This is a genomic window from Trichocoleus sp. Lan, from assembly GCF_039961855.1.
Lineage (GTDB): Bacteria > Cyanobacteriota > Cyanobacteriia > Cyanobacteriales > FACHB-T130 > FACHB-T130.
The window spans coordinates 35,502-48,421 of record NZ_JAMPKA010000015.1 but is presented as its reverse complement, the minus strand read 5'-3'; the positions used below and the strand labels follow the sequence as shown (position 1 = coordinate 48,421).

The window sequence follows — 12,920 nt, the reverse complement described above, 5'->3', positions numbered from 1 at the left end:
TGCAATTATCTGCACTCTGTAAGCTCATGACGACTGCTGCTCCGGTTAAAACTCAGTACGAAGCTATTATCGGTCTGGAAACTCACTGTCAACTCAGTACCGAAACCAAGATTTTCTGTAATTGCTCCACCGAATTTGGTGCGACGCCCAATCAGAATGTCTGTCCAGTGTGTATGGGAATGCCTGGAGTATTGCCGGTGCTGAATCAAAAGGTGCTGGAGTACGCGGTTAAAGCCGGTTTGGCTCTCAACTGCGCGATCGCTCCTTATAGCAAATTTGACCGTAAGCAATATTTTTATCCCGATCTGCCCAAAAATTATCAAGTTTCTCAGTACGATTTGCCCATTGCCGAACATGGTTGGCTGGAGATTGAGCTAACTGACGCAGATGGCAATCCCATCCGCAAAAAGATTGGCATCACTCGCCTGCACATGGAAGAAGATGCTGGAAAATTGGTTCATGCGGGTAGTGAAAGACTCTCTGGTTCTACCTATTCTTTAGTAGACTACAACCGCACCGGCATTCCCTTGGTAGAAATTGTCTCCGAACCGGATATCCGTTCGGGGGTTGAAGCTGCTGAATATGCCCAAGAACTGCGCCGGATTGTCCGCTATCTGGGCGTCAGTGACGGCAATATGCAAGAAGGTTCGCTGCGCTGCGACGTGAATATCTCCGTGCGTCCGGTTGGTCAGAAGGAGTTTGGCACGAAGGTCGAAATCAAAAATATGAACTCCTTCAACGCCATCCAACGGGCGATTGAGTACGAAATCGACCGGCAAATTGAAGCCATCCAATCCGGCGAGCGAATTATTCAAGAAACCAGGCTTTGGGAGGAAGGTAGCCAACGCACAGTGAGTATGCGGAAGAAGGAAGGCTCTAGCGATTACCGCTACTTCCCAGAACCCGACCTAACTCCCATACAAGTCTCCGCTGAGCAATTATCTAAGTGGAAGTCGGAACTGCCGGAACTGCCAGCGCAAAAACGTCATCGTTACGAAAGTGAATTGGGTTTGTCTGCTTACGATGCCCGCGTCCTAACCGACGATAGATCGGTGTCGGAGTATTTTGAAGCGGCGGTTTCTGCCAAGGCGAATCCCAAGCAAGCGGCTAACTGGGTGATGGGTGATATTTCTGCCTATCTCAACACCGCTAAACTGAATATCGCTGAAATTGCCCTCAAACCCCAGATCCTCGCGGAACTCATCTCCTTAATTGAAGACGGAACTATCAGCGGCAAAATCGCTAAAGAGATTCTGCCAGAGTTGCTGTCTAAAGGGGGTTCTGCGAAAGAACTGGTAGAGAGCAAAGGAGTCAAGCAAATCTCTGACAAGGGTGAGCTGGAAAAAATCATCAATGAAGTTATAGCGGCAAATCCCAAAGAGCTGGAACAGTATCGCAGCGGTAAAACTAAGCTGTTGGGTTTCTTTGTGGGGCAGGTGATGAAGCAAACAGGAGGTCAAGCTGACCCGAAACTCACGAACCAAATGATGGCTCAGAAGTTGAACAGTTAGTTAGACAAGCCAAAATATACCGCCTTGCGGAGTCGTCAAAACCTACTCCGCAAGGCTGAAGCCCAGGCAACGGGTGCTGGTAGAAAATGTAGCGGATGTGCAGGCGATCGCTCGCAGAAATACGTATCTGCTACATTTGCCGCACAACCCTTTGCCTGATTTATGTTGACAATTATCTTCGTCTTCACTTCACATAAAAGCGAGGAAACTTCACGAAAAAAACAAAATAAGGGGTGACACCCCTCATCCCCAAGTGATATATTTTGTTTAGTAGATGCACCCTGATGATCGGGAGAGTCGCCCAAGTGGCTCTCCTTTTTTTTATGCCTTTTTTTGTATGGGAATGGGTCACAGCTTCATCGGATCGACCTACAAGCAGACACGCGAAGCGTCGCTCAAGGCGCTGTACCGGACGTTCGACTTCTTCGACAAGACGATCGGCGCGAACAGATAGTCCTGCTCCCATCGCGGGATATCTATCGCCTAACCAACGCTTACAGCCGTGCGGCTAGCAAGCAATGTCGTTATAGAAATCACCTGATTGAAAGAATGATTGGTTTAGAGATTGCTACACGTCTGCGAGCTTTGTACTCAGCCCCGCTAAGTTTGCCACAGAAGCAATTAATTTGATTGCCTCAACGGGTTTAGGCAGGTGTACCTGGAAACCTGCTTCGAGTGCCTGCGATCGCTCCTCACCCCTGGCATAAGCAGTCAGCGCGATCGCGGGAATGCTCGTTTCTCCTCGCTGAGATTCCAAAGCTCTGACTTTACGGATCAAGCCATAACCGTCCTCATTCGGCATTCCGATGTCGCTCACCAGTACATCGGGTTTTAAGTGTTCCAGAGCTTGCATCGCTTCCTGAACCGATGCCACAGCCGTCACCTGAGCGTGGTATTGTTCTAGCGCCGCCCTCAAAAAATCGCGGGTATCTGTATCGTCATCCACCACCAGCACCTGCAACGTTTCTAGAGAGGGAGGAGACGCGATCGCGACTTTTTTACCTGAGGAGATAGACTCCAAATCGCAAGTCTTGAGCTGATCGGATACTACTGGCAGCTTCACGATAAATGTTGACCCTTTCCCTTCTCCCTCACTTCTTGCCTCAATCGTGCCGCCTTGCAGTTCCACTAAGTTGTGGACAATTGCTAAACCAAGTCCCAAGCCACCATAGCGCCTGGTTGTGGTGCTATCTGCTTGACGGAAGCGATCGAAAATATAGGGGAGAAAATCTGGGCTGATGCCCACGCCGGTGTCGCTGATGCTAATTTGAGCGCGATCGCCATCCTTGAAAAGGCGCACCTGCACCTTTCCCCCTGAAGACGTGAACTTGATCGAATTGGAGAGTAGATTCCAAACAACTTGCTGCAAGCGGTTAGGATCGCCAGGAACCAGTTCCACGGCGCGATCGAGTACGCTTTCCAATTGAATCCCTTTATCCTCAGCCGCCGGACGAACCGCATCCAGCGCCGCCTCAATCACGGGGACAAGATTAACTTGACAGATATTTAACCGTAGCTTCCCGCGAATAATCCGCGAGACATCGAGAATATCCTCAATCAGTTGCGCCTGTAACTTGGCGTTACGCTCAATCGTTTCCAGGGCACGGGCTGTCGTCTTTTCATCATACTTGCGACTGCGGAGCAGTTGAGTCCAACCCAGCATCGAGTTGAGGGGAGTGCGGAGTTCGTGAGACAGGGTTGCAAGGAACTCATCTTTAATTCGGTTTGCCGCCTCGGCTTCCTGTCGTGCCACCTGTTCGCGAATCATCTGAGCGCGGGCTTCCTCTGCGGCTTTGCGCTCGGTGATGTCTTCTAGGGTGCCGACATGACCGATAAGTTCGCCGGTATCGGTCAGCATCGGGGAGGAGCGCAGGTAAACCCAACGCACAATGTCCTCCGGAGTCTGGCAGCGAAACTCGTTGGAGCATTCCTGACCAATGCTCATGCAAGTAGACCAATGTCTATAGACGCGATCGCGGTCTTCTGGATGTACCGACTGCAACCAGCCTTCTTCGTAGAGCGAGGCTAAAGTTCCCGTTTCTACATTAGGCGTTAAGCCACAAATCGCTTGGCAGCGCGGATTTGCGTATGTACAGCGCCCTTCAATATCGGTCATAAAAATGCCTAGGGGCGAGCAGGCACTTAACGAGCGAAAACGCTCTTCACTTTGCTTAAGTTCTAAGTTAACAGCAGTCAGTTGTGCCGCTTGTCGTTTCACCTCTGCGGTTTTCTTGAACAAGTCAACAAACACCCCCACCTTGGAGGTTAATATTTCCGGTTCCAGTGGTTTGAGCAGGTAATCTACTGCACCCAGGGAATAACCTTTGAAAACCAGAGAGTCGCTGCTGCTAAAAGCGGTCAGGAAAATAATCGGCGTGTGGCGCGATCGCTGTCGTTGTCGAATCAGCTTTGCCGTCTCAAATCCATCTAGACCGGGCATCTGGACATCAAGCAAAATCACGGCAAAATCGCGCTCCAGCAGACATCGCAAGGCTTGTTCGCCCGATGTAGCTCTGACCAAATTTTGACCGAGGCTGCCCAGGATTGCCTCCAAAGCCAGTAAATTTTCTGGGTGATCGTCCACAAGGAGGACGTTAACTATTTCTTCGGGCTGCATTTTCTGGAAGGTCGGGATTTGTTTGAGCGGCTTTGTCGAGCCTGTCACTGTTTAGCGATTGATACCACTATCCAAAGTTACAAATTTTAGAAACCAGAATCCAGGGTTTTTAGATGAAGATTTGATGTGTCTAGATTCGGCTGTTGAGCTACTAGGGCTTTGGCGTCACATATCTGATTTTTTCACCTCACAGCCGATTGACAAAGGTTGACTAAAAGAGGGGCAATGTCTTGGAGCTGCACAATCCAGTCTACCGTTACAGATGCGATCGCGGCTTCCGGCATAATCCGGCTTTCTGCTGTTGCAGGCTCTTGTACTATAGCCCGTCCGCCGCGTGCTTTAATTTTTGCCAAGCCTTTCGCTCCATCCTGACTTGCTCCGGTTAAAATCACCCCGATAACTCTCTGTGCATAAGCATCAGCTGCCGATTCAAACAGCACATCAATCGACGGTCGGGCATTGCATACAGGAGCCTCAGTGGAGAGTGCTAATGTGGCGATGCCTCCGTACCGACCTTGGCGGTGTCCCCATGCCTGTCGGGGTTCCACCAGTAAGTGATAATCAGCGGGAGCTAGGTATACCCGTCGAGGCAGAATTTCTTCTTTATCTTCCGCTTCCGCCACCGGCAAAGTGCTGTACTGCTGGAGAAAGAAGCTCAGCGTGTTATCAGAGGCTTTGTGACGGTGTTGGACGACAACCACAGCCGCTGGGAAAGTATTTGGTAGACCTGCGAGCATTACGGTTAAAGCTTGTAACCCACCTAATGATGTGCCGACAACAACAATATCAAAAGTCATACTCACCATGAATCAGTAGATGGGCAAAACTCAATAAAACGGGTGGGTAGTGAAGGATTTCCAATTACCTACTACTCTTGACCTAAAAAATATTCACCTTCTTTTTATTCCATTGATTTGGGAAATCTTGCATTTATATGTAACTTGTAATTGGAAAGTTTTAATTAAGCCAATTTTCGGTAAATCTTTTCATGATTTTCTAACTCCTCATAGTGTTTTTCGTATAGAGTGGTTTTCAGGGATTCCTGACGACCTAATCCTAAAATCCCAAATCTACAAAGGCTATCGTACAAAAGATTGTGAACCCGTTCCTGAAGAAATGGATTGAAATAGATTAGGACGTTGCGACATAAGATGACATTAAATTCATTAAAAGAACCATCAATCGCTAGATTATGTTGAGAAAAAATAATGTTTTCTTTGAGTGACGCCCGAAAAATAGCGCTATCATAAGCAGCGGTATAATACTCCGAAAAAGACTTAATCCCGCCTGCTTTGAGATAATGCTGAGTATATTCCTGCATTAAATGGAGGGGAAAAATGCCACTTTTGGCTTTTCTTAATACCATCTCATTCATGTCGGTTGCATAGATGCGGCAACGGTGATAAAGCTCTTCTTCTTGCAACAAAATTGCGATTGAATAAACTTCCTCTCCAGTTGAACAACCTGCACACCAGATCCGAATAAATGGATATGTTCGCAATAAGGGAACAACTTTATTTCTAAATGTTAAATAAAAGGTCGGATCGCGGAACATGGCGGTCACGTTGACGGAGAGACCGAGCAGAAATCGCTCCATCGCGTTTGCATCGTGGAGGACTCTTTCCTGAAGCGCGGATACACTGCTTAAATGCTCCGCACGAATCGCATTCCAGATGCGGCGCTTGAGTGAAGCGGGAGCATAATTTCGGAAATCAAATCCGTAGTAACGATACACGCCCTCCAATAGCAACTGAATTTCAATATCTTCAAGTTCGCTGCTATTTTTGGGCGTGTTCATACAGTAAAAAGTAAAAAGTAGAAAGGTAAAAGAAACAGAGACAAAGAAACAGCAAGAACTTTTGCTGCTTCTTTGCCTTTTTTCTTTTGCCTTATCGATAGAGCCAGACGCGAAGCAGGGAGAGCAATTGCTCGGTATCCACAGGTTTGGTGATGTAGTCGGACGCACCCGCTTCAATACACTTTTCGCGATCGCCTTTCATGGCTTTGGCGGTGAGAGCGATCATCGGTAGTGTTGCGAATGAATCGAGTTGGCGAATGGCTTGCATGGTTTCGTAACCGTCCATTTCCGGCATCATCACGTCCATCAGGACAATATCAATGTCGGGGCGTTCTTGCAACTTCGCAATGCCATCTCTGCCATTTTCGGCATACAACACTTCCATTTGATGGAGTTCCAGCATACTGGTGAGGGCAAAGATATTCCGCACATCGTCATCAACAATCAAAACTTTCTTGCCAGTCAGAACCGGATCGGTTTGATGCAATTGTTCCAGAATTTGTTGTTTCGGGCGGGGTAAATTTGCCTGCACTCGGTGGAGGAACAAGGCGGTTTCATCCAGAAGACGTTCTGGCGATCGCACGTCTTTGATGATAATCGTCTCGGCAATGCGCTTGAGTTCGGTTTCTTGTTGCTTGGTTAATTCCCTGCCGGTATAAACAATAATCGGGAGTGTCGTCAGGCTAGGCTCCTGTTTTATTTGCTCCATCAACTCAAATCCAGTCATATCCGGCAGTCCCAAATCTAGTACCAGGCAATCATAGTGCCCGGTTCTCAGCTCTTCGAGTGCCTCTGTTCCAGTGCCTACAGCCGTCGTCTGCACGTCGCTATTACCGATTAGCTCGACAATGCTGTGGCGTTGAGTTTCATCATCTTCTACGACCAGCAAGTTCTTCACGGGGCGCTCGACAAATCCCTTAATGTCAGATAGCGCCTGCGCTAAGGCTTCGCTGCTGACAGGTTTTTGTAGATAAGCGATCGCTCCTTGTTGCAAGCTGCGCTGCTGGACTTCTTCGACGGAGATGATATGCACGGGGATGTGACGAGTGCCTGGGTCGTGCTTCAAACGGTCTAACACCGTCCAGCCATCCATCACCGGCAACCGAATATCTAGCGTAATCGCATCCGGCTGATATTCTCGCACCATTGCCAGAGCTGTATCGCTTCGCAACGCCACCAGCCCTTTGAAGCCTTGTTGTCGTGCCATGTCCAACAAGATCCGGGCAAAATTGATATCGTCCTCCACAATTAGCAACACGCGATCGCCCGCTTGGATATCGTCCCGGTCATCGCTAATGTCAGCCATGTGTGCAGAACGCGGGTAGGGACTCGCGGCGACACTTGCCTCTCCGAGACTGGAGGAACGAACGCCGTCGTTTCGATTCGCCGGTGGAGTCGCCAGTGGAGTTGCTGGTAGAGTTGCCGGTCGAACATCAAGGGTCTGAGGGATACTGGGTGCGAGGGTACTGGGGGCGACGGGACTCCGCGCTCCTGGAAGGATACTTCGCACTTCCGGACTCATTCCTGCTGCCCCATCTTGATAAGCTTGCGGCAAATAGAGGGTAAACGTGCTTCCCTGTCCCGGACTGCTCACCAGACGAATTTCTCCGCCCAGCAGTCGGGCAATTTCTCGACTGATTGACAAGCCCAAACCCGTGCCGCCGTATTTGCGGCTGGTTGTTCCATCCGCCTGCTGAAAAGCCTCAAAAATAATTCTCTGCTTATCTGGTGCAATCCCAATCCCTGTGTCGCTGACGGCAAAAGCAATGACGGTCTGGGCGCGATTTAAACTCCCCTGTTCGGAACTCCAGCCGCCTGTGGCTAGCTCGACTCGTAATCGGACTGCACCCTGATCCGTAAATTTAAAGGCATTCGAGAGCAGATTCTTCAGGACTTGTTGTAACCGTTTCGAGTCGGTATACATTCCCTTGGGCAGTCTTTCGTCGGATTCGACAGTAAAGGCGAGTCCTTTGTCGTGCGCCACTTGCTGGAACGTTCGCTCCATCTGGCTCCGCAAATCGGTAAATAACATCTGATCGATGTCAACCGACATCGTTCCCGATTCAATTTTTGCCAGATCCAAGATGTCGTTAATCAGTCCCAACAGATCGGTGCCTGCGGAATGAATGGTGCGGGTGTATTCGACTTGCTTCGGCGTCAGGTTCCCTTCTGGATTATCAGAAAGTAGACGAGCCAAAATCAACAAGCTATTTAGCGGCGTCCGCAGTTCGTGGGACATATTCGCCAAGAATTCCGACTTGTACTTCGAGGTGAGTGCCAGCTGCTCGGCTTTTTCCTCCACCGACTGTCTTGCCTGTTCGATTTCTCGATTCTTGCGCTCGACTTCGCGGTTTTGCATCGCGAGTAAGCGCGATCGCTCTTCCAGTTCTTCGTTGGTTTGCTGCAACTGTTCCTGTTGATTCTTGAGCAGTTCCTCGGATGCCTGGAGTGATTTGGCTTGTTGTTCCAGTCGCTTATTCGTTTCTGTGAGTTCTTTCTGCTGGGTTTGGAGTTCTTCTGCCAGGGCGGTAGATTGCTTGAGCAATTCTTCGGTACGCATCGAAGCCGCGATCGTATTCAGAACGATGGCAATGCTTTCGGTGAGTTGATCGAAGAAGGTGAGGTGAATCTCGCTAAATCGTCGGAAAGAAGCCAGTTCAATCACCGCAGTCACTTGTCCTTCAAAGAGGACGGGCAACACAACAACATTCAGCGGAGTCGATTCCCCTAAGCCAGAGCTGATCTTGATATAGTTGTCCGGCACCTCGCTGAGCAGAATCCGTTCTTTTTCCAGGGCGCATTGTCCCACCAAGCCTTCTCCTAAATGGAAGTGGTTGGCGAGATGCTTGCGCTCGCGGTAGGCATAGGTACTCAGGAGTTTCAGGAATGCCTGATGTTGCTCGCCACTTTCCATCAGGTAAAACACACCGTGTTGCGCGGAAACCAGAGGAGCGAGTTCCGAGAGAATGAGTTTGGAGACGGTTTCCAAATCTCGCTGTCCCTGAAGCATCCGGGTAAATTTGGCGAGGTTGGTTTTTAACCAGTCTTGCTCGGTATTCTTCTGCGTTGTTTCCCGCAGGTTGGCAATCATCTGGTTGATGTTGTCTTTGAGGATGGCGACTTCGCCTTGTGCAGCGACGGAAATCGACCGGGTGAGGTCGCCTCTGGTTACAGCGATCGCGACTTCTGCGATCGCTCGTACCTGCGTAGTTAAATTCGCTGCCAGTTCGTTCACGTTGTCGGTTAGCGCTCTCCAGGTTCCGGCAGCACCAGGCACCTTCGCCTGTCCTCCCAGCTTCCCTTCAATTCCGACCTCTCGCGCCACTGTCGTGACTTGATCGGCAAACGTTGCCAGCGTGTCGATCATCTCGTTGATCGTATCGGCTAAGGTTTCAATTTCTCCCTTCGCCTCCAGCATCAGTTTTCGCTTCAAGTCACCATTGGCAACTGCCGTCACCACTTTGGCGATGCCTCGCACTTGCGCGGTTAAGTTCCCCGCCATTGAGTTCACGTTGTCGGTCAAATCTTTCCAGGTTCCGGCAACGCCGCGCACCTCCGCTTGACCGCCCAATTTCCCTTCGGTTCCTACCTCTCGCGCCACCCGCGTGACTTCTGAGGCGAAGGAGGAAAGCTGATCCACCATCACGTTGATCGTGTCTTTGAGATCCAAAATCTCGCCTTTGACATCAACCGTGATTTTCTTAGAAAGGTCGCCATTTGCTACCGCCTTCGTCACTTCGGCGATGTTCCGCACCTGTGCGGTTAGATTCCCCGCCATCAAGTTGACGTTATCGGTCAAATCTTTCCAGGTTCCAGCAACCCCCCGGACATACGCTTGTACGCCCAGTTTCCCTTCCGTTCCCACCTCTCTCGCTACCCGCGTTACCTCCGAGGCAAACGAGTTGAGCTGATCCACCATCGTGTTGATCGTGTTTTTCAGCTCTAAAATCTCGCCTTTAACATCGACGGTAATTTTCTTGGATAAGTCGCCATTCGCCACCGCCGTCGTCACTTCGGCGATGTTCCGCACCTGCGCGGTCAAGCTTCCCGCCATGAAGTTCACCGAATCGGTGAGATCCTTCCAGGTTCCGGCAACGCCGCGCACCTCCGCCTGTACGCCGAGTTTTCCTTCCGTGCCTACCTCGCGCGCCACCCGCGTCACCTCCGAGGCAAACGAGTTGAGCTGATCCACCATCGTGTTAACGGTGTTTTTCAGCTCTAAAATTTCCCCTTTGACATCGACGGTAATTTTCTTGGATAAGTCGCCATTCGCCACCGCCGTCGTCACGGCGGCAATGTTTCGCACCTGTGCAGTCAAAGAACCCGCCATGAAGTTCACCGAATCGGTGAGATCCTTCCAGGTTCCGGCAACCCCTCGTACATCTGCTTGCACGCCGAGTTTTCCTTCCGAACCCACCTCTCGCGCTACCCGCGTTACCTCTGAGGCAAAGGACGAAAGCTGATCCACCATGATATTGATCGTGTTTTTCAGCTCTAAAATTTCGCCTTTAACTTGGACGGTAATTTTCTTGGATAAGTCGCCATTTGCGATCGCAGTTGCCACTTCCGCAATGTTTCGCACTTGTTCGGTGAGGTTCCCCGCCATCGAGTTCACCGAGTCGGTGAGATCCTTCCACGTACCCGCAACGCCGCGCACTTCTGCTTGCACGCCGAGTTTCCCTTCCGAACCCACCTCTCGCGCCACCCGCGTCACCTCTGAGGCGAAGGACGAAAGCTGATCCACCATCGTGTTGATCGTCTTTTTCAGCTCTAAAATTTCGCCTTTGACATCAACCGTGATTTTCTTAGAAAGGTCGCCGTTCGCTACCGCCGTCGTCACTTCCGCGATGTTCCGCACCTGTGCGGTTAGATTCCCCGCCATCGAGTTCACCGAATCGGTGAGATCCTTCCAGGTTCCGGCAACGCCTCGCACTTCTGCTTGCACGCCCAGTTTCCCTTCCGTTCCCACCTCTCGCGCCACCCGCGTCACTTCTGAGGCAAAAGAATTGAGCTGATCCACCATCGTATTGACGGTGTTTTTTAGCTCTAAAATCTCGCCCTTAACATCGACGGTAATTTTCTTAGAAAGGTCGCCATTGGCAACCGCCGTCGTCACTTCCGCGATGTTCCGCACCTGTGCGGTCAAAGAACCCGCCATGAAGTTCACCGAATCGGTGAGATCCTTCCAAGTTCCGGCAACGCCCCGCACCTCCGCCTGACCACCCAGCTTCCCATCTGCGCCTACCTCTCGCGCCACCCGCGTTACTTCCGAAGCGAAGGAAGAAAGCTGATCCACCATGATATTGACGGTGTTTTTCAGCTCGAAAATTTCCCCTTTGACATCGACAGTAATTTTCTTCGACAAGTCGCCATTTGCTACCGCCGTCGTCACTTCCGCGATGTTCCGCACCTGCGCGGTTAGATTCCCCGCCATCAAGTTCACCGAATCGGTGAGATCCTTCCAGGTTCCGGCAACTCCACCAACTTCTGCTTGTACGCCCAGTTTCCCTTCCGTACCCACCTCTCGCGCCACCCGCGTCACTTCCGAGGCGAAGGAGTTCAACTGATCCACCATCGTGTTGACGGTGTTTTTTAGTTCTAAAATTTCCCCGCGCACATCGACGGTAATTTTCTTCGACAAGTCGCCATTTGCCACCGCCGTCGTCACTTCTGCGATGTTCCTCACCTGGGAGGTTAAACTTCCCGCCATGAAGTTCACCGAATCAGTGAGATCCTTCCAAGTTCCGGCAACTCCCTTCACTTCTGCCTGACCGCCCAACTTCCCATCTGCACCCACCTCACGCGCCACCCGTGTGACTTCCGAGGCAAACGAGTTCAGCTGATCCACCATCACGTTGATGGTGTCCTTCAAATCTAAAATTTCGCCTTTGACATCAACCGTGATTTTCTTGGAAAGGTCGCCATTTGCTACTGCCGTCGTTACTTCTGCAATGTTCCGCACCTGCGCTGTCAAGTTCCCCGCCATCAAGTTCACCGAATCGGTGAGATCCTTCCAGGTTCCGGCAACGCCGCGAACTTCTGCTTGACCGCCCAGTTTACCTTCTGTACCCACTTCGCGGGCAACCCGCGTGACTTCTGAGGCAAAGGAGTTCAGCTGATCCACCATGACGTTGACGGTGTTTTTCAGTTCTAAAATCTCGCCTTTGACATCGACGGTGATTTTCTTAGAAAGGTCGCCATTTGCTACCGCAGTCGTCACTTCGGCGATGTTCCGCACCTGCGCGGTCAAATTTCCTGCCATCAAGTTGACGTTATCGGTCAAATCTTTCCAGGTGCCTGCGACGCCCTTCACTTCTGCTTGCACGCCCAGCTTGCCTTCCGTGCCCACTTCACGGGCTACCCGTGTGACTTCTGAGGCAAAGGAGGAAAGCTGATCCACCATCGTGTTGACGACCTGTGCGGTTTGGAGGAATTCCCCTTGCAAGGCTCTCCCTTCAATCTCCGGTGCGATTCTCTGAGATAGGTCGCCATTGGCAACTGCCCGGATCACGCGAGCAGTTTCAGCGGTCGGTTGAACTAAATCTGTAATTAGGGTATTGACAGAATCTACACTTGCTGACCAGGAACCCCCTGCCGTTCCAATCGAAGCACGCTGGGCGATTTTTCCTTCTTTCCCAACAACCGTGCTGATCCGTTCTAGCTCAGTCGCCATCCTCTGATTCATCTCAATGATGTCGTTGAGCGTATCGGCAATTTTCCCCGCCATGCCAGTCTGGTCAATCGGCATCCGGACAGAAAAGTCACCTTTTTTAACAGCTACGAGCGTTCTCAGGAGCTGTTTGGCATCGAGATTATCGGTATCGGGGGTTGCCGGTGCAGTGGGCATAGCTTTATCCTTCGAGGATGGTTACTTTTTGTCGCAGCCTGAGTAACGGGTTCAAAATTCTGTCATATCAATGATGATTCTGACGCACTGCGACCCTTTTTGAATACTTTTGGGCGACTCAAACGTGTTAACTTCTCGTTACAAGAC

The 12,920-nt window shown here is 50.7% G+C and carries 6 protein-coding genes; 2 read left to right on the top strand and 4 right to left on the bottom strand.

The window, feature by feature from the left end; translation table 11 throughout:
* The first annotated feature begins 26 nt into the window (after positions 1–26).
* Together gatB and NDA03_RS14755 are read left to right on the top strand one after the other, a co-directional pair.
* On the top strand, positions 27–1,511 hold the full coding sequence (gene gatB, locus NDA03_RS14760; protein WP_190437282.1) for an Asp-tRNA(Asn)/Glu-tRNA(Gln) amidotransferase subunit GatB: 1,485 nt from the start codon (positions 27–29) through the stop codon (positions 1,509–1,511).
* Positions 1,512–1,535: 24 nt separating this feature from the next.
* Positions 1,536–1,670 (top strand): hypothetical protein, encoded by a 135-nt coding sequence (locus tag NDA03_RS14755; protein ID WP_277877538.1) that lies wholly within the window; start codon positions 1,536–1,538, stop codon positions 1,668–1,670.
* Positions 1,671–2,079: 409 nt separating this feature from the next.
* Here the strand turns inward: NDA03_RS14755 and NDA03_RS14750 are convergent, their stop codons facing one another.
* The 4 genes from NDA03_RS14750 to NDA03_RS14735 all read right to left on the bottom strand — a co-directional run bounded on the left by NDA03_RS14750 (position 2,080) and on the right by NDA03_RS14735 (position 12,773).
* Positions 2,080–4,128 (bottom strand): response regulator, encoded by a 2,049-nt coding sequence (locus NDA03_RS14750; RefSeq protein WP_190533788.1) that lies wholly within the window; start codon positions 4,126–4,128, stop codon positions 2,080–2,082.
* Between the two features lie 182 nt (positions 4,129–4,310).
* The gene (locus tag NDA03_RS14745; protein ID WP_190411999.1) at positions 4,311–4,925 is read right to left on the bottom strand and encodes a chemotaxis protein CheB; all 615 of its coding nucleotides are present in this window, start codon (positions 4,923–4,925) and stop codon (positions 4,311–4,313) included.
* Positions 4,926–5,089: 164 nt separating this feature from the next.
* A complete protein-coding gene (locus NDA03_RS14740) occupies positions 5,090–5,926 on the bottom strand; it encodes a protein-glutamate O-methyltransferase CheR (RefSeq protein WP_190411949.1) in 837 nt (278 codons plus the stop codon).
* Between the two features lie 91 nt (positions 5,927–6,017).
* On the bottom strand, positions 6,018–12,773 hold the full coding sequence (locus NDA03_RS14735; RefSeq protein ID WP_348238417.1) for a HAMP domain-containing protein: 6,756 nt from the start codon (positions 12,771–12,773) through the stop codon (positions 6,018–6,020).
* Positions 12,774–12,920: the final 147 nt, after the last annotated feature.

What these genes read in the sequence shown, in the direction of transcription:
- gatB (WP_190437282.1), top strand. Translation starts at nt 27, where the DNA reads ATGACGACTGCTGCTCCGGTTAAAACTCAGTACGAAGCTATTATCGGT.
- NDA03_RS14740 (WP_190411949.1), bottom strand. Translation starts at nt 5,926, where the DNA reads ATGAACACGCCCAAAAATAGCAGCGAACTTGAAGATATTGAAATTCAG.
- NDA03_RS14750 (WP_190533788.1), bottom strand. Translation starts at nt 4,128, where the DNA reads ATGCAGCCCGAAGAAATAGTTAACGTCCTCCTTGTGGACGATCACCCA.
- NDA03_RS14745 (WP_190411999.1), bottom strand. Translation starts at nt 4,925, where the DNA reads ATGACTTTTGATATTGTTGTTGTCGGCACATCATTAGGTGGGTTACAA.
- NDA03_RS14735 (WP_348238417.1), bottom strand. Translation starts at nt 12,773, where the DNA reads ATGCCCACTGCACCGGCAACCCCCGATACCGATAATCTCGATGCCAAA.